This window comes from Streptomyces sp. RB17 (assembly GCF_009604455.1).
Lineage (GTDB): Bacteria > Actinomycetota > Actinomycetes > Streptomycetales > Streptomycetaceae > Streptomyces.
This window is the reverse complement of the sequence record NZ_WEGL01000008.1, coordinates 344,217-360,108: the sequence shown is the minus strand read 5'-3', so window position 1 is coordinate 360,108 and position 15,892 is coordinate 344,217. Positions and strand designations below refer to the sequence as shown.

General features: G+C 71.5%; 17 protein-coding genes. 14 read left to right on the top strand and 3 right to left on the bottom strand.

Translation table 11 applies throughout. The features are described 5' to 3' along the window. The first annotated feature begins 101 nt into the window (after window positions 1-101). The 14 genes from SRB17_RS32950 to SRB17_RS32885 all read left to right on the top strand — a co-directional run bounded on the left by SRB17_RS32950 (window position 102) and on the right by SRB17_RS32885 (window position 13,084). Window positions 102-1,388: a GAF domain-containing protein gene (locus SRB17_RS32950; RefSeq protein ID WP_153543807.1), complete on the top strand. Its 1,287-nt coding sequence runs from the start codon at window positions 102-104 to the stop codon at window positions 1,386-1,388. 175 nt (window positions 1,389-1,563) lie between these two features. Further along, window positions 1,564-2,898, top strand: a complete 1,335-nt coding sequence (locus SRB17_RS32945; protein WP_153543806.1) for a hypothetical protein — start codon at window positions 1,564-1,566, stop codon at window positions 2,896-2,898. Window positions 2,899-2,961: 63 nt separating this feature from the next. Then, window positions 2,962-3,534 carry a GNAT family N-acetyltransferase gene (locus tag SRB17_RS32940; protein ID WP_153543805.1) on the top strand — a complete coding sequence of 191 codons (573 nt, stop codon included), beginning with the start codon at window positions 2,962-2,964 and terminating at the stop codon, window positions 3,532-3,534. 151 nt (window positions 3,535-3,685) lie between these two features. Beyond that, window positions 3,686-3,769 carry a putative leader peptide gene (locus SRB17_RS48225; protein WP_309486338.1) on the top strand — a complete coding sequence of 28 codons (84 nt, stop codon included), beginning with the start codon at window positions 3,686-3,688 and terminating at the stop codon, window positions 3,767-3,769. 125 nt (window positions 3,770-3,894) lie between these two features. Next, window positions 3,895-5,592 (top strand): nitrite/sulfite reductase, encoded by a 1,698-nt coding sequence (locus tag SRB17_RS32935; protein ID WP_153543804.1) that lies wholly within the window; start codon window positions 3,895-3,897, stop codon window positions 5,590-5,592. Continuing rightward, on the top strand, window positions 5,589-5,771 hold the full coding sequence (locus SRB17_RS32930; RefSeq protein WP_323376591.1) for a hypothetical protein: 183 nt from the start codon (window positions 5,589-5,591) through the stop codon (window positions 5,769-5,771). The genes SRB17_RS32935 and SRB17_RS32930 overlap by 4 nt, the downstream gene beginning before the upstream one ends. After that, window positions 5,768-6,478 (top strand): phosphoadenylyl-sulfate reductase, encoded by a 711-nt coding sequence (locus SRB17_RS32925; protein ID WP_153543803.1) that lies wholly within the window; start codon window positions 5,768-5,770, stop codon window positions 6,476-6,478. The genes SRB17_RS32930 and SRB17_RS32925 overlap by 4 nt, the downstream gene beginning before the upstream one ends. Window positions 6,479-6,507: 29 nt before the next feature. After that, on the top strand, window positions 6,508-7,044 hold the full coding sequence (gene cysC / locus SRB17_RS32920; RefSeq protein WP_323376590.1) for an adenylyl-sulfate kinase: 537 nt from the start codon (window positions 6,508-6,510) through the stop codon (window positions 7,042-7,044). Next, on the top strand, window positions 7,041-7,979 hold the full coding sequence (cysD, locus tag SRB17_RS32915; RefSeq protein WP_153543801.1) for a sulfate adenylyltransferase subunit CysD: 939 nt from the start codon (window positions 7,041-7,043) through the stop codon (window positions 7,977-7,979). Before cysC ends, cysD begins: the two co-directional genes overlap by 4 nt. 2 nt (window positions 7,980-7,981) lie before the next feature. Then, window positions 7,982-9,316: a sulfate adenylyltransferase subunit 1 gene (locus SRB17_RS32910; protein ID WP_153543800.1), complete on the top strand. Its 1,335-nt coding sequence runs from the start codon at window positions 7,982-7,984 to the stop codon at window positions 9,314-9,316. A gap of 223 nt (window positions 9,317-9,539) precedes the next feature. Next, entirely contained in the window at window positions 9,540-10,649 is a 1,110-nt protein-coding gene (locus SRB17_RS32900) for an aliphatic sulfonate ABC transporter substrate-binding protein (protein ID WP_323376589.1), read from the top strand. Between the two features lie 36 nt (window positions 10,650-10,685). After that, entirely contained in the window at window positions 10,686-11,465 is a 780-nt protein-coding gene (locus tag SRB17_RS32895; protein WP_153543798.1) for an ABC transporter ATP-binding protein, read from the top strand. Continuing rightward, on the top strand, window positions 11,452-12,336 hold the full coding sequence (locus tag SRB17_RS32890; protein ID WP_153543797.1) for an ABC transporter permease: 885 nt from the start codon (window positions 11,452-11,454) through the stop codon (window positions 12,334-12,336). The genes SRB17_RS32895 and SRB17_RS32890 overlap by 14 nt, the downstream gene beginning before the upstream one ends. Window positions 12,337-12,346: 10 nt before the next feature. After that, the gene (locus SRB17_RS32885; protein WP_153543796.1) at window positions 12,347-13,084 is read left to right on the top strand and encodes a sirohydrochlorin chelatase; all 738 of its coding nucleotides are present in this window, start codon (window positions 12,347-12,349) and stop codon (window positions 13,082-13,084) included. 65 nt (window positions 13,085-13,149) lie between these two features. Here the strand turns inward: SRB17_RS32885 and SRB17_RS32880 are convergent, their stop codons facing one another. The 3 genes from SRB17_RS32880 to SRB17_RS32870 form a co-directional block, all read right to left on the bottom strand. Then, window positions 13,150-13,458, bottom strand: a complete 309-nt coding sequence (locus SRB17_RS32880) for a hypothetical protein (protein WP_153543795.1) — start codon at window positions 13,456-13,458, stop codon at window positions 13,150-13,152. A gap of 720 nt (window positions 13,459-14,178) precedes the next feature. Continuing rightward, window positions 14,179-14,814, bottom strand: coding sequence for a DsbA family protein (locus SRB17_RS32875; protein ID WP_153543794.1), 636 nt, complete (start codon window positions 14,812-14,814; stop codon window positions 14,179-14,181). Window positions 14,815-14,869: 55 nt separating this feature from the next. Beyond that, a complete protein-coding gene (locus SRB17_RS32870) occupies window positions 14,870-15,844 on the bottom strand; it encodes a sigma-70 family RNA polymerase sigma factor (protein WP_323376588.1) in 975 nt (324 codons plus the stop codon). Between the last annotated feature and the right edge of the window lie 48 nt (window positions 15,845-15,892).

The following is a 15,892-nucleotide window of genomic DNA, read 5'->3' as shown; positions in this document are numbered from 1 at the left end:
CGGCAGTATGAGAGGTGCAGCCGGACCGGAAACCGCCGCCAGGACGGCTTGACAACTATGTTCGACGCCCTTCCGGAAGGACCACCGTGGTGAATCCGCCGATGAACGTGGCGCGCCTGGCCGCCGTGGACGCGCCGCAGGCGGCGCGGCTGCTGAGCGAGGTGCGCGACGCCACCCTTGCCGGTCAGCGGGCGAGGATCGCGCCCCGGCCGGTGATCGAGCAGTCCTGGGGACGGATGCTGCGCAGCGGCGTCGATCCCGACCACGACTTCAGATCCGGACTGCTGTCCTCCGAGGAAGTGCGGCACCGGCGCGAGGAGTCACCGCTCCGGCACGTCCTGCCGGTGCTGCGGCAGGGGCTGCTTTCGGTCGCCGACGTCGCCCAGCACATCATGGTCGTCGCGGACGCCGACGGGAGGGTGCTGTGGCGCGAGGGCGCCTCGCCGGTGCTGCGCAAGGCGGACGGCCTGGGCTTTGAACTCGGCGCGGACTGGCGGGAAGACGTCGTCGGCACCAACGGGGTGGGCACCCCGGCCGTCGTACGCAGGCCCGTGCAGGTCTTCGCCGCCGAGCACTTCGTCCGCTCGCACGCCTCCTGGACCTGTACCGGCGCACCGATCACCGATCCCCGGGACGGCCGGCTGATCGGTGTAGTGGACGTCAGCGGCCCGCTGGAGACCATGCATCCGGCGACCCTCGCCTGGGTGGACTCGGTGGCCAAGCTGGCCGAGTCGCGGCTGCGGGAGGTGCACCGGGACCAGTTGGAGCGGCTGCGGTCGGTGGCGGCGCCGGTGCTGGCCCGGCTGGACGGGCGGGCGCTGGTGGTGGACCGGGACGGCTGGTCGGCGGCGGTGTCCGGGATGCCCTATGTACGGCGTGTCGCGCTGCCCAAGTCGCTGGCGCCGGGCCGCCGGTGGCTGCCGTCGCTGGGTTCGTGCGCGGTGGAGCCGCTGGCCGGGGGCTGGTTGCTGCGGGCGACCGAGGAACCGGCCGGCACGGCGCCGCGGATCGTACTGGATCTGGCCAGGCCGGGACGCAGTACGCTGACGGTGTCCGGTGCGGCGGGTTCCTGGTCGCACGAACTCAGTCCCCGGCACGCCGAGTTGCTCTATCTGCTCGCCGCGCACCGCGCGGGCCGCGGGGCGGCGGCCCTGGCCGAGGATCTGTTCGGGGACTCCTCACGCACGGTGACGGTACGGGCGGAGATGTCCCGGATCCGGCGGTACTGCGGAGAACTTCTGCAACACCGGCCGTATCGTTTCCGTGAGGACGCGGAGTTCGAGGTGCTCCTCCCCGACGACCCCCGCGACCTGCTGCCTTCCTCGACGGCGCCGGCGATCGCGCGGAGACGGACGGGCGCGCAGCGCGGCGGGACCGCGGACCGGTGAGCGTGTCTTCCGCATATTTGCGGGGTCTTCGCCCTGCGCGGGCCGTTGCTGCCGTAGCATCCCTCGAGGGCCTCCCCAGCCGCTTCTCGCGTCAACGTACGGATCATCAGGCGCAGTTGGTCCGGCACCGGCCGGCGCGCCCCGGCGGCGAAGGAGCCCCGGAGAAGGGGACGAGATGAAGCATCGCGGCAGACACCGCCGGCGCAGGCGGGGCGCTGCACTGCGGGCGGTCCTGACCGGGACCGCGCTGGCGCTCACCGCGGCCGCCACCCTGATCAGCGCGTCCCAGGCGGACGTCACCGACAGTCCCGGCGCGCTCAAGCCGCTCTCCTCCCCCGCGGACACCAAACGGCTGCGGCTGCAGGAGCGGCTGGTCCCCGCCCGCACGCTGGACCGGCTCTCCGCCGCAATGGGCCGCCCGGTCGGTGTGGACGCCGTCCTGGCGAGCGCCGACCGCGGGATGCGCACCTCCGCCGGCTGCTCCTCCGCCGACCGCGCGTCCCTGCCCGTCAGCCCCGCCGTCACCCGCGCCTACTGCTGGGACCCGGCCGACTCCGCCGGCACCGCCTGGCGGCCGGCGTCGCTGACCACCTCCGGGGACGCCGACGACGACGGCGTCTGGGGCACCCACCGGGTCGTCCTCGCCGGCTGGACCCACAGCACCGCCACCGGCCGGTCCGCCGAGCGGGGGCTGGCCAGGGTCGCCTTCGTCAACGCCGACGACCCCGCCCACCTGGCCTTCCGCTGGGTGCTGCTGGTGGTGCCGGTCGACGGCGGCCGTGACTACCGGGGGCTGGCCTCGGGGATCTCCGGGATGGTCTGGTACCAGGACAAGCTGCTGGTGACCGCCAGGACCGGAAGCGCGGACGCGCTGTACGTCTACGACCTGGACCGGATCCAGCGCGCCGGCGTCGACGGGCCCGCGATCGGCCGGGTGCCCGGCGGCTGGTCCGCCGACGGCTACCGGTATGTGATGCCCGCGATCGGCTCGTACCGCTTCACCGGGGGCCGCTGCGGCCACTCCGGCCCGCCCTGCCCCGGCGCGCTCGCCCTCGACCGGGGCACCGCGCCGGACAGCGTGGTCGCGGCGGAGTGGACCGCGCCGGACGGCGGCCACGGCGCGCGGCTGTGGCGGTACGCGTTCAGCACGGATCCGGCGCGTGAGGGGCTGCTCGCCACGGACGCCGCGGGGCGGGTGACGGCGGTGGAGGCGTACCGGACCCGGGCGGCCGGGATCCGGGGCGTGCTGTCGTACCAGCGGCCGGGTGCGGAGGACGCGTCCTGGTATGTGGGACGCCTGCCCGGCTCACGGGACGGACACGGCGGGCTGTGGCGGCAGGACGCCGACGGCGCGAAGGCGGCGCACTGCGGCGCGGACGGCTCGCACCGCTGCTGGGCCGAGGCGGCGGGCTCCCTGTCGTACTGGCAGGAGACGGGCGAGGTGTGGTCCCTGTCGAACCGGATGCTCTTCGCCGTACCCCTGGCGGAGCTGGACCGGTCCGTCGGGTGATCCGGTCCGTCGGGTGATGCGGTCGATCGACAGAGCGGGCGGCGGGATGATTCCCTGGCCCGCATGAGCAGCGTCCCCGTCACCACCTGGTCCCTGGAGCAGACCTCGCCCGCGGACCTTCTGCCCGCCGCCGCGCCGGAGGGCGACGTGCGGATCGTCCGTGCCGAGGTGCCCTCCCCCGAGTTCAGCCGCTTCCTGTACGCCTCGGTCGGCGGCGACATCCGCTGGACCGACCGGCTGGGCTGGACGTACGCCCGGTGGCAGGAGCATCTGGGGCGGCCCGGCGTGGAGACCTGGGTGGCCTACGACCGGGGCACCCCGGCCGGCTATGTGGAGCTGGAACCGCAGGACGAGGGCGCGGTCGAGATCGTCTACTTCGGGCTGATCCCCGCCTTCCGCGGCCGCCGCATCGGCGGCCATCTGCTGGCGTACGGTACGGCGCGCGCCTGGGACCTGGCCGAGCGGTGGCCCGGGCGGACGCCGACGAAGCGGGTGTGGCTGCACACGTGCAGCAAGGACGGCGAGTTCGCCATGGACAACTACCAGCGGCGCGGCTTCACACTCTTCGACACCAAGGTCGAGCTGGAGCCGGATGGGCCGACGCCGGGGCCCTGGCCCGGGGCGCACCCGGCCTGACACTCCGCCTGATACGCCGTCTGACCTGCCGGGACAAGCCTTCCCGCAGCGCATGTGAGCGACGACACCCCTGTCCCACATTCCGGGACAAGGGTGTCCGCATGATGGATAAAGCTGGACTGTGTCCAGATCGCCGTGACACGCTTCCGTCATGTCTGGAACTGGAATTGCCTTGGTGAGTCGGCGGCACGTCGACCTCGGCCGCATGTCCAGCGCCATCTGTCCGGCGAGCTGACCGCCCCAGCACCGCCGCGAACCCTCTCAGCAGACTTTCCTCGCGCAAGGACGCGCACGCCTGCACGCGTGCGCGCGTCCGTGCAGGTCAGAGCCGATTCCACCGGTCCCGAAGGACGTACAACCATGGCCGCCACTCCGCCGAACCCCGCCGCCTCCGCGCCCCGCCGCAAGGTGAGCCGTCACCGTGGTGAGGGTCAGTGGGCCGTGGGCCACTTCACCCCGCTCAACGGCAACGAGCAGGTCAAGAAGGACGACGACGGTCTCAATGTACGGACGCGCATTGAGACGATCTACTCCAAGCGCGGATTCGACTCGATCGACCCCAGCGACCTGCGCGGCCGGATGCGCTGGTGGGGGCTGTACACCCAGCGCAAGCCCGGGATCGACGGCGGCAAGACCGCGGTGCTGGAGCCGGAGGAGCTGGACGACCGCTACTTCATGATGCGGGTGCGCATCGACGGCGGCGCGCTGACCACCCAGCAGTTGCGGGTCATCGGTGAGATCTCCCAGGAGTTCGCGCGCGGCACCGCGGACATCACCGACCGGCAGAACGTGCAGTACCACTGGATCCGGATCGAGGACGTGCCCGAGATCTGGGAGCGGCTGGAGGGCGTGGGCCTGTCCACCGTCACCGCCTGCGGTGACACCCCGCGTGTGATGATCGGCTCCCCGGTGGCGGGCATCGCCGAGGACGAGATCATCGACGCCACGCCGGCGCTGGAGGAGATGAAGCGCCGCGTCCTGAACAACAAGGCGTACTCGAACCTGCCCCGCAAGTTCAAGACGGCCATCTCGGGTTCGCCGCTGCTGGACGTCGTGCACGAGATCAACGACGTGGCGTTCGTCGGCGTACGGCACCCCGAGCACGGCCCGGGTTTCGACGTGTGGGTCGGCGGCGGCCTGTCCACCAACCCCAAGCTGGGCGTACGGCTCGGTACCTGGGTGCCGATCGACGAGGTCCCGGACGTCTACGAGGGCGTCATCTCGATCTTCCGTGACTACGGCTACCGCCGGCTGCGCAACCGGGCCCGGCTGAAGTTCCTCGTCGCCGACTGGGGCGCGGAGAAGTTCCGTCAGGTGCTGGAGGACGAGTACCTCAAGCGCAAGCTGACCGACGGCCCCGCCCCCGAGCAGCCCGTGCAGCAGTGGCGCGACCACATCGGTGTGCACCGGCAGAAGGACGGCCGGTTCTACGTCGGTTTCGCCCCGCGGGTCGGCCGCGTCGACGGCGCCACCCTGACGAAGATCGCCGACCTGGCGGAGGCGCACGGCTCGGGCCGGGTGCGCACCACCGTCGAACAGAAGATGATCGTCCTCGACGTCGAGCAGGACAAGGTGGACTCGCTGGTCGAGGGGCTGGAGGCGCTGGACCTCACCGCCCGGCCGTCCTCCTTCCGGCGCGGCACCATGGCGTGCACCGGCATCGAGTTCTGCAAGCTCGCCATCGTCGAGACCAAGCAGCGCGGCTCGACGCTGATCGACGAACTGGAGCGCCGCCTGCCGGACTTCGACGAGCCGATCACCATCAACCTCAACGGCTGCCCGAACGCCTGCGCCCGTATCCAGGTCGCGGACATCGGTCTCAAGGGCCAGCTGGTCCTCGACGACCAGGGCGAGCAGGTCGAGGGCTACCAGGTGCACCTCGGCGGCGCGCTCGGCCTGGAGGCGGGCTTCGGCCGCAAGGTGCGCGGACTGAAGGTCACCGCGGAGGAGCTGCCCGACTACGTCGAGCGGGTGCTGAAGCGGTTCCAGGCCGAGCGCGAGGACGGCGAGCGGTTCGCCGCCTGGGCGTCCCGCGCTTCCGAGGAGGCCTTGTCGTGAGCGAGCGGGCCGCACCTTTCTACTGCCCCTACTGCGGCGACGAGGACCTGCGTCCGCACGAGCAGAGTCACGGCGCCTGGGAATGCGGGGCGTGCAACCGCGCATTCCAGCTGAAGTTCCTCGGGCTGCTCGCCCGGGGCCTTCAGCGAGCCGACAACGGAGGGGACGACCGATCATGACGACGGCTCAGGAACAGCGTACGACCGAGGAGTTGAAGGCGCTCGCCGAGCAGGCGGGCCGGGACCTGGAGGACGCCTCCGCCCTGGAGATCCTCCAGTGGGCGGTGGACACCTTCGGCGCGACGTTCTGTGTCACCTCCTCCATGGAGGACGCCGTGGTCGCCCATCTCGCCTCGCGGGTCCTCAAGGGCGTGGACGTCGTCTTCCTCGACACCGGTTACCACTTCCCCGAGACCATCGGCACCCGTGACGCCGTCGAGGCCGTGATGGACGTCAACGTCATCACCCTCACGCCGAAGCAGACGGTCGCCGAGCAGGACGCGGAGTACGGCCCGAGGCTGCACGACCGCGACCCCGACCTGTGCTGCGCGCTGCGCAAGGTCAAGCCGCTCGAAGAGGGGCTGCGGGGCTACCAGGCGTGGGCGACCGGCCTGCGCCGCGACGAGTCCCCGACCCGGGCGAACACCCCGGTCGTCGGCTGGGACGAGAAGCGGCAGAAGGTCAAGATCTCCCCGATCGCCCGCTGGACGCAGGACGACGTGGACGCCTATGTCGCCGAGCACGGCGTGCTCACCAACCCGCTGCTCATGGACGGCTACGCCTCCATCGGCTGCGCCCCCTGCACCCGCCGGGTCCTTGAGGGCGAGGACGCGCGCGCCGGCCGCTGGGCGGGCCGCGCCAAGACCGAGTGCGGGCTGCACGGATGACGAACCATCACCTTCTTCAGGAGTACGACGTGACCACCGGAGCCACCGTCTGGCTCACGGGTCTGCCGAGCGCCGGCAAGACCACCATCGCGTACGAGCTGGCCGGCCGGCTGCGTGCCGAGGGCCACCGCGTCGAGGTGCTCGACGGCGACGAGATCCGCGAGTTCATCTCGGCGGGCCTCGGCTTTTCCCGCGAGGACCGGCACACCAACGTGCAGCGCATCGGCTTCGTGGCCGAGTTGCTCGCCCGTAACGGCGTCAAGGCGCTGGTGCCGGTGATCGCGCCGTACACGGACAGCCGGGACGCGGTGCGCAAGCGGCACGCGGAGAACGCGACGCCGTACCTGGAGATCCATGTGGCGACCCCGGTCGAGGTGTGCAGCGTCCGCGACGTGAAGGGGCTGTACGCCAAGCAGGCCGCCGGTGAGCTGACCGGGCTCACGGGTGTCGACGACCCGTACGAGGAGCCGGAGACGCCCGACCTGCGGATCGAGTCGCAGCACCAGAGCGTGCAGGAGTCCGCGGCGTCGGTGTACGCCCTGCTGAGCGAGAGGGGACTGGCATGACGACGACCGTGGCGAAGGCCGAGGAGGGTACGGACAGCCCGTACGCCCTCTCCCACCTGGACGCGCTCGAGTCCGAGGGGGTGCACATCTTCCGCGAGGTGGCGGGCGAGTTCGAGAACCCGGTGATCCTTTTCTCCGGCGGCAAGGACTCGATCGTCATGCTGCACCTGGCGCTGAAGGCGTTCACCCCCGCGGCGGTCCCCTTCTCGCTGCTGCATGTGGACACCGGACACAACTTCCCGGAAGTCCTTGAGTACCGGGACCGTGTGGTGGCCGCACATGGGCTGCGGCTCCATGTGGCCTCCGTCCAGGACTACATCGACCGGGGTGTGCTCAAGGAGCGTCCCGACGGCACCCGTAACCCGCTGCAGACGCTTCCGCTGACGGAGAAGATCCAGAGCGAGAAGTTCGACGCCGTGTTCGGCGGCGGACGGCGGGACGAGGAGAAGGCCCGCGCCAAGGAGCGGGTGTTCTCCCTGCGCGACGAGTTCTCGCAGTGGGACCCGCGCCGCCAGCGCCCCGAGCTGTGGAACCTGTACAACGGCCGGCACGCACCCGGTGAGCACGTCCGCGTGTTCCCGCTGTCCAACTGGACCGAGCTGGACGTGTGGCAGTACATCGCCCGTGAGGGCATCGAGCTGCCGCAGATCTACTTCGCGCACGAGCGCGAGGTGTTCCAGCGGGGCGGTATGTGGCTGACCGCCGGCGAGTGGGGCGGCCCGAAGGACGGCGAGAGCGTCGAGAAGCGCCAGGTCCGCTACCGCACCGTCGGTGACATGTCCTGCACCGGCGCCGTCGACTCCGACGCCACCACGCTGGACGCCGTGATCGCCGAGATCGCCGCCTCCCGGCTCACCGAGCGGGGCGCGACCCGCGCCGACGACAAGCTGTCCGAGGCCGCGATGGAAGACCGCAAGCGCGAGGGGTACTTCTAAGCATGAGCACGATCACGACCGAGGCGCTCTCGGCCACCACCCTGCTGCGGTTCGCCACCGCCGGCTCCGTCGACGACGGCAAGTCCACCCTCGTCGGACGACTGCTGCACGACTCCAAGTCGGTCCTGGCCGACCAGCTGGAGGCCGTGGAGCGGGTCTCCGCGAGCCGTGGCCAGGACGGCCCGGACCTCGCGCTGCTCACCGACGGCCTGCGCGCCGAGCGGGAACAGGGCATCACCATCGACGTGGCCTACCGCTACTTCGCCACGCCCCGGCGCCGGTTCATCCTGGCCGACACGCCCGGCCATGTGCAGTACACCCGCAACATGGTCACGGGTGCCTCGACGGCCGAGCTGACCGTGATCCTCGTCGACGCCCGCAACGGCGTGGTCGAGCAGACCCGCCGGCACGCGGCGATCGCGGCCCTGCTGCGGGTCCCGCACGTCGTCCTCGCGGTCAACAAGATGGACCTCGTCGGCTACGAGGAGTCCGTGTTCGCGGCGATCGCCGAGGAGTTCACGGCGTACGCGACCGAGCTGGGCGTGCCCGAGGTCACCGCGATCCCGATCTCGGCGCTCGCCGGTGACAACGTGGTGGAGCCGTCCGCGAACATGGACTGGTACGGCGGCCCGACCGTCCTGGAACACCTCGAAACCGTTCCCGTCAGCCACGACCTGGCGCACTGCCACGCCCGGCTGCCCGTGCAGTACGTGATCCGGCCGCAGTCCGCCGAGCACCCGGACTACCGGGGCTACGCGGGCCAGATCGCGGCGGGTACCTTCCGCGTCGGCGAGGAGGTCACGGTCCTGCCGTCCGGGCGGACGACGCGGATCTCCGGCATCGACCTGCTGGGCGAGCCGGTGGACGTGGCCTGGACGACGCAGTCGGTGACGGTCCTGCTCCAGGACGACATCGACGTCTCGCGCGGTGACCTGATCGTGCCGACGAAGGACGCGCCGGACACCACCCAGGACGTGGAGGCGACCGTCTGCCATGTGGCCGACGCCCCGCTGACCGTCGGCCACCGCGTGCTGCTCAAGCACGGCACCCGCACGGTCAAGGCGATCGTGAAGGACATCCCGTCCCGGCTGACGCTGGACGACCTGTCCCTGCACCCGCACCCGGGACTGCTCGTCGCCAACGACATCGGCCGGGTGAAGATCCGTACCGCCGAGCCGCTGCCGGTCGACTCCTACGCCGACTCGCGGCGCACGGGCTCGTTCATCCTGATCGACCCGAGCGACGGCACCACGCTGACCGCGGGCATGGTCGGCGAGTCGTTCGCCTCCCCCGAGCCGGTCAAGGACGAGCCCGACGACGACGGCTGGGACTTCTGAGCATGAAGACGACCGATGTCTACGCGACGTTCGCGAAGGAGGGCGGCCGTATCGGCAGCGGCTCCCTCGGCAGCGGGCAGGGCGGGGTGGCGCGATGTGCGCGCTGACGTACGCGCACCGCTTGCGCGCCCTCACCCCCCACCGCAGTGAACGAAGACCTGCCGACTTCCCGGCCACGACCTGAGAGACCGTGACCGCCGGGCCAACGAGAGGAACCCCTCCCGTGCCTGCCTCCCGCTCCACGTTGTTCCGTCGCGGCATAGCCGCGCTCGCCGCCCTTCCCCTCCTCACGCTCGCCGCCTGCGGTTACGGCTCCGAGTCCAAGAACGACGACACCACGAAGGTCGCCGCCGGCGCCAAGAAGATCGACGGACTCGACTCCGTCAAGATCGGGTACTTCGGCAACCTGACCCACGCGACCGCACTGGTCGGCCGGGAACAGGGCCTCTTCCAGAAGGAACTGGGCGCCACCAAGGCGGACTACGCCACCTTCAACGCCGGTCCGTCCGAGATCGAGGCCCTCAACTCGGGCTCCATCGACATCGGCTGGATCGGCCCGTCCCCGGCGATCAACGGCTACACCAAGTCCGACGGCAAGAGCCTGAAGATCATCGGCGGTTCGGCGTCCGGCGGTGTGAAGCTGGTCGTGAACCCCAAGAAGATCACGTCCCTGAAGGACGTCAAGGGCAAGAAGATCGCCACCCCTCAGCTGGGCAACACGCAGGACGTGGCGTTCCTCAACTGGGCGGCCGAGCAGGGCTGGAAGGTCGACCCGCAGAGCGGCAAGGGTGACGTCACGGTCGTCCGCAGCGACAACAAGGTGACCCCGGACGCGTTCAAGGCGGGGTCGGTCGACGGCGCCTGGGTGCCGGAGCCGACCGCGTCCAAGCTGGTCGCCGAGGGCGGCAAGGTGCTGCTGGACGAGTCGTCGCTGTGGCCGGACAAGAAGTTCGTGATCACGAACATCATCGTGCGGCAGGCCTTCCTGAAGGAGCACCCGAAGGCGGTCGAGGCGGTGCTGAAGGCCTCGGTCGAGGCCAACAAGTGGATCAACGCCAACCCGGACCAGGCGAAGGCGGCGGCGAACAAGCAGCTGGGCATCGACTCCGGCAAGGAGCTGCCTGCGAACGTCCTCGACCCGGCGTGGAAGTCCATCCGGTTCACCGACGACCCGCTGGCCTCCACCCTCGACACCGAGGCGGCGCACGCGGTCAAGGCCGGCCTGCTGGACAAGCCGGACCTGAAGGGGATCTACGACCTGACGATCCTCAACAAGGTCCTCAAGGCCGAGGGTGACCAGCCCGTCGACGCCGCCGGCCTCGGCACCAGCTGACCCCCGTTCCCGATGAGTTCCCAGGAGGTGACGACCATGGCAACCACTCTCGCCAAGGCCGCCGAGGCGGTCGACTACGCCGCACGCCTCGAGCATGTCTCGAAGTCCTTCGCGACACCCGGCGGGCAGCAGCTCGTCCTCGACGACATCAGCCTCGATGTCGCGCCCGGCGAGTTCGTCACCCTCCTGGGGGCCTCGGGCTGCGGCAAGTCCACGCTGCTGAACCTGGTGGCGGGCCTGGACCGGCCCTCCGCCGGGTCCATCACCACGGACGGGCGCCCGGCCCTGATGTTCCAGGAGCACGCCCTGTTCCCGTGGCTGACCGCGGGCAAGAACATCGAACTGGCCCTGAAGCTCAGGGGAGTTCCCAAGCCCGCGCGGCGCGACAAGGCCGAGGAGCTGCTCGAACTCGTCCGGCTGAAGGGCGCGTACGGCAAGCGCGTGCACGAGCTGTCCGGCGGTATGCGGCAGCGGGTGGCGCTGGCGCGGGCGCTGGCGCAGGAGAGCAGCCTGCTGCTGATGGACGAGCCGTTCGCGGCGCTGGACGCCATCACCCGGGACGTGCTGCACGACGAGCTGACCCGTATCTGGTCGGAGACCGGGCTGTCCGTGCTGTTCGTGACGCACAACGTGCGCGAGGCGGTGCGGCTCGCGCAGCGTGTCGTGCTGCTGTCCTCCCGTCCGGGCCGGGTGGCCCGCCAGTGGGAGGTCGACATTCCGCAGCCGCGCCGCATCGAGGACGCGCCCGTGGCGGAACTGTCCCTGGAGATCACCGAAGTACTGCGTGGGGAGATCCGCCGCCATGGCCAGCACTGACACGACGACCCCTCCCGGGACGGGGAGCGTGGAGGCGGGCCTCGACGCGCTGGAGACCGCGCAACCGGGCCGTACGCCGTTCCGCAGGACCTTTGTCGACAAGATCGTCCCGCCGGTCACCGCGGTCGTCGTGGTCCTGGTGGTCTGGCAGGGTCTGATCACCCTGAAGATCGTCGACGATCCGACCAAACTGCCCACCCCTGTCGCGGTCTGGAACGCGTTCCGTGCCGACTGGCTGCAGGGCAAGCTGCTCGGTTACATCTGGACGAGTGTCTCGCGCGGTCTGCTCGGCTTCTGCTTCGCCCTGCTGATCGGCACCCCGCTGGGTCTGTTGGTGGCGCGGGTCAGGTTCGTGCGCGCGGCCATCGGCCCGATCCTGTCCGGTCTGCAGTCGCTGCCGTCGGTGGCGTGGGTGCCGCCCGCGGTGATCTGGCTCGGCCTGAACAACTCGATGATGTACGCGGTGATCCTGCTCGGTGCCGTGCCGTCCATCGCCAACGGCCTGGTGTCCGGCGTGGACCAGGTGCCGCCGCTGTTCCTTCGGGCGGGCCGCACGATGGGCGCCACGGGCCTGAAGGGCACCTGGCACGTCACCCTGCCTGCGGCGCTGCCCGGCTATGTGGCCGGTATGAAGCAGGGCTGGGCCTTCTCCTGGCGCTCCCTGATGGCCGCGGAGATCATCGCGAACTTCCCCGACCTGGGGACGGGCCTCGGCCAGCTGCTGGAGAACGCCCGAACGGCCAGCGACATGGCCATGGTGTTCGAGGCCATCCTGCTGATCCTGTTCGTCGGCATCGCCATCGACCTGCTGATCTTCAGCCCGCTGGAGCGGTGGGTGCTGCGCAGCCGCGGCCTGCTGGTGAAGGGCTGAGGCACACCCCATGCACCGTCCGGTTCTCCTCGTCGTCGCCCACGGCAGCCGCGACCCGCGGCACGCCGCGACCGTGCACGCCCTGGTGGAGCGGGTTCGGTCACTGCGGCCGGGACTGCGGGTGGAGACCGGTTTCCTGGACTTCAACGTCCCGTCCGTGCACGGGGTGCTGGAGAACCTGGCTGCAGACGGCGTGCGGGACGTCGTCGCCCTGCCGCTGCTGCTGACCCGCGCCTTCCACGCCAAGGCCGACATCCCCGCCGTGCTGCGGGAGGCGCCGGCCCGGCTGCGGATCCGGCAGGCGGACGTGCTGGGTCCGTCGCCGCTGCTGCTGTCGGCGCTGGAACGACGGCTGTACGAGGCGGGGCTGAGCCCCGCCGACAAGTCCTCGACCGGGATCGTGCTGGCCTCGGCGGGGTCCTCCGACCCGGAGGCGATCGCAGTGATCGCCGACATCGCGCGGGAGTGGTGGCACACCGGTTGGTGCGCCGTGCGGCCTGCGTTCGCCTCCGCATCCCTTCCCCGCACCGAGGACGCCGTGGCCGAGCTGCGCGCCCTCGGCTGCGAGCGGGTCGCCGTCGCGCCGTACGTCCTGGCCCCCGGCTTTCTGCCGGACCGCATCGCGCGGGGCGCGGCCGGGGCGGACGTACTGGCGGACGTGCTGGGCCCCGCGCCGGAGGTGGCGCGGGTGCTGCTGGAGCGCTACGACGCGGCACGCCGCCCGGCGCTGACGGCCCTGGGCGCCTGACCGTTCCCCGGCGTCCCTGGCCTCCCCGGCTTCCCTGCCTCTCCGGTTTCCCCGGCTCTCCCGGGTTACAGCCCGAGCGCGTGCAGCAGGTGCTGGGTGAAGGTGAGACTGGCGGTGCCCGCGCCCGCCGTGATGGCGACGTTCTCCAGCGCGGTGCGGATCCGGCCCCGGTTGGGCGGCAGGCCGTCCTCCGCGGACAGCGCCAGCTCCGCCTGGATGACCTCCCCGTTCCCGGCGATCCGCGGGTACTCGGCGCGCAGTGCCTCGGTGAGCCGGTCGGCGACGGCCATGAGGGTTTCGAGGTCGGGGGTGCCGTTCCTGGGGTCGATACGGGCGAAATCGATGGGCCCGTTCCCGAAGTTGTAGGTGCTCATGTCCTGTCCTCGCTTGTCGTCCGAAGGAGCCTTCGGGGGTGGGGGGTGGCTACGGCTTCGGCGCGGGCGACCAGGCTGTGGTTGCCGAAGATGCTGGTGCGGCTGACGTTACCGATGTTCCGGGCCGGCGCCCGGCGGCCCGGGGCCGCCCTGCACCGGGCCCGGAAGAGGTGACCCGCGAATGAGGTGTCGAGTAGGCCGAAAATCGCCACCCATCCGGGTGACCCGTGTCCGTTGACCGGGCTCCCGGGGGCGGCGCGGGACGAGAGGGTACGGCCGTTTCCGGGAGCCCCGGCGCGTACGGCCGGTCTCCGGTGACCCGGTCGACGCGGTGGGCGAAGACGCCGTCGGCGTACCCCGGGGCGCCCGGTCGCCGGGGCACTCCGTTCCCGCGGTGCCGCGCCGGCGCCGGTGCCGGCGTGCCCGCACGGTACTGCGGCAGGGCCCGTGATGGTCCGCCCGACACGCTCATCCGTCCCCTCGCCCCTTCCGGCCGTCTGCGCGCATCACCCTAGGGACAACGGGATGAGTTTGTCGCGAGGTTCGGCGAGGGCTGGCCTTGCGGGACGGGTGCGTGGTAGAGGGCCGCCGGGGTCCGGCGCTCCCCTGTGACGTCGGACCGCGGCGGCTCTTCGTTCTGCGTCGGTCACGGTCCGTGTGTCACACGAGCGGCGAACTCGAGGAGGGCGAGCGGCGTTTATCGGCCAACCGGTTTCCGTGTCAGTCGAAGCGGAGGGCGCCGGTGCGCGTGCGCTTGAGTTCGAAGAGGTCGGGGTGGCCGGCCAGCACCCGGAAGCTGTCGAAGAGTTCGGCCGCCTCCGCGCCGCGCGGAACGGCGCGCAGGACGGGACCGAACCACACCGTGCCGTCGATGTGCAGGGTCGGCGTGCCCACGTAGCCGCCCGTCTCCGGCTCGACGCCGGCCTCGTGGCTGCGGCGCACCGCGTCGTCGTACGACGGATCGTGCGCGGCGGCCGACAGGTCGGCGGGCAGCCCGAGTTCGGCCAGCGACTCGGCGACCACCCGGTCGAAGTCCTCGATCCGGCCTTCGTGGATGCGGGTGCCGAACGCGGTGTACAGATCGCGCAGCACCTTGTCACCGTGCCGTTCGGCGGCGGCCACGGCGACCCGCACCGGGCCGATCGAGCGGTCCACCAAGTCGCGGTACCAGTCGGGGAGTTCGTTGCCCGTGTTGTGCAGGTACAGGCTCATCACCCGGAACCGGAGGTCGAGCGGGCGCAGGCGCTCGACCTCCAGCAGCCAGCGGGAGGTGATCCAGGCGAAGGGGCAGGCCGGGTCGAAGAAGAAGTCGACCCGGGTCGGGGCGGGCTCGGTGGCGGTTTCGCGGTACGTCATGACAGCGACGCTAGTGCCATATTGGTTCAGTGTCGCGGGCCAATCCGCGCCCGATTCACTGGTCCAATTCCCCGCCGGCTCCACCGGCCCCGCTCGGCCCCGGCACCACCGCGATCTCCGTTCCGCGCAGGCGTTCCGGTTCCGCCACGACGTCGATCCGGGTGATCCGGCCGTCCGCGCCGAAGGCGAAGGCCAGGACCAGACGTGGCCGCCCCCGCTCCGCCATGACCAGGCCGAACTCGCCGTCCAGCAGGGCGAGTCCGGTGAGCAGAGCGCGCTCCATGGCGGCCGTCGCGCCCCGGGCGACGGGCTCGGCGCCCCGCACGGTGACCGGTTCGGGCGTGGGCACGACCAGCGCGTCGGCGTGCAGCACCACGTCCGGGTCGAGCAGCGCGACCAGGGCCGTGAAGTCGCCGCCGCGGGTGGCGGCGAGGAAGGCCTCCACGGCCCGGCGCCGGCGTACGGCGTCGGCGGCGGGCGCGGCCGGCCGGCCCTGGACGCGGCGGCGGGCCCGGCTGGCGAGCTGCCGGGTGGCGGCCGGGGTCTTCTCGATCAGCGGGGCGATCTCCTCGAAGGTCACCGCGAACATGTCGTGCAGCACGAAGGCGACCCGCTCGGCCGGGCCGAGGGTGTCGAGGACGACGAGCAGCGCGACCCCGACCTGGTCGGCCAGCAGCACCTCCCGGGCGGGGTCGCCGGCCTCGGCGGGGGCCGCCGGGGTTTCGTGGGCGTCTTCGTAGGCGTCGAGGAACTCCTCGCGCCGGTTGCGGCGGGCCCGTAGCAGGTTGAGGCAGACCCGGGTCACCACGGTGGTCAGCCAGCCGGTGAGGTTCCGCACCCCGTCGAGGTCGGCCTGCCGGGCCCGCAGCCAGGCCTCCTGCAGCGCGTCGTCGGCCTCGGCGGCCGAGCCGAGCAGCCGGTAGGCCACGGCCGTGAGATGCCGCCGGTCCGCCTCGAACCGCTCCGCGAGCCGCCGCCCGTCGTCCTGCGTGGCCTCGCCAGCCCGGGCTCCGTCCGTGACCTCGTCCACCCGTTCCCCCGCCCCTTCGTGCGTACGGTCCACGCCCTACGAAACGCC

Excerpts from the sequence above, each read along its gene's own strand:
- SRB17_RS32885 (WP_153543796.1), top strand. The coding sequence starts at position 12,347 with ATGCACCGTCCGGTTCTCCTCGTCGTCGCCCACGGCAGCCGCGACCCG.
- SRB17_RS32925 (WP_153543803.1), top strand. The coding sequence starts at position 5,768 with ATGACGACGGCTCAGGAACAGCGTACGACCGAGGAGTTGAAGGCGCTC.
- SRB17_RS32880 (WP_153543795.1), bottom strand. The coding sequence starts at position 13,458 with ATGAGCACCTACAACTTCGGGAACGGGCCCATCGATTTCGCCCGTATC.
- SRB17_RS32950 (WP_153543807.1), top strand. The coding sequence starts at position 102 with ATGAACGTGGCGCGCCTGGCCGCCGTGGACGCGCCGCAGGCGGCGCGG.
- SRB17_RS48225 (WP_309486338.1), top strand. The coding sequence starts at position 3,686 with ATGTCTGGAACTGGAATTGCCTTGGTGAGTCGGCGGCACGTCGACCTC.
- SRB17_RS32890 (WP_153543797.1), top strand. The coding sequence starts at position 11,452 with ATGGCCAGCACTGACACGACGACCCCTCCCGGGACGGGGAGCGTGGAG.
- SRB17_RS32945 (WP_153543806.1), top strand. The coding sequence starts at position 1,564 with ATGAAGCATCGCGGCAGACACCGCCGGCGCAGGCGGGGCGCTGCACTG.
- SRB17_RS32910 (WP_153543800.1), top strand. The coding sequence starts at position 7,982 with ATGAGCACGATCACGACCGAGGCGCTCTCGGCCACCACCCTGCTGCGG.
- cysD (WP_153543801.1), top strand. The coding sequence starts at position 7,041 with ATGACGACGACCGTGGCGAAGGCCGAGGAGGGTACGGACAGCCCGTAC.
- SRB17_RS32940 (WP_153543805.1), top strand. The coding sequence starts at position 2,962 with ATGAGCAGCGTCCCCGTCACCACCTGGTCCCTGGAGCAGACCTCGCCC.
- SRB17_RS32935 (WP_153543804.1), top strand. The coding sequence starts at position 3,895 with ATGGCCGCCACTCCGCCGAACCCCGCCGCCTCCGCGCCCCGCCGCAAG.
- SRB17_RS32895 (WP_153543798.1), top strand. The coding sequence starts at position 10,686 with ATGGCAACCACTCTCGCCAAGGCCGCCGAGGCGGTCGACTACGCCGCA.
- SRB17_RS32875 (WP_153543794.1), bottom strand. The coding sequence starts at position 14,814 with ATGACGTACCGCGAAACCGCCACCGAGCCCGCCCCGACCCGGGTCGAC.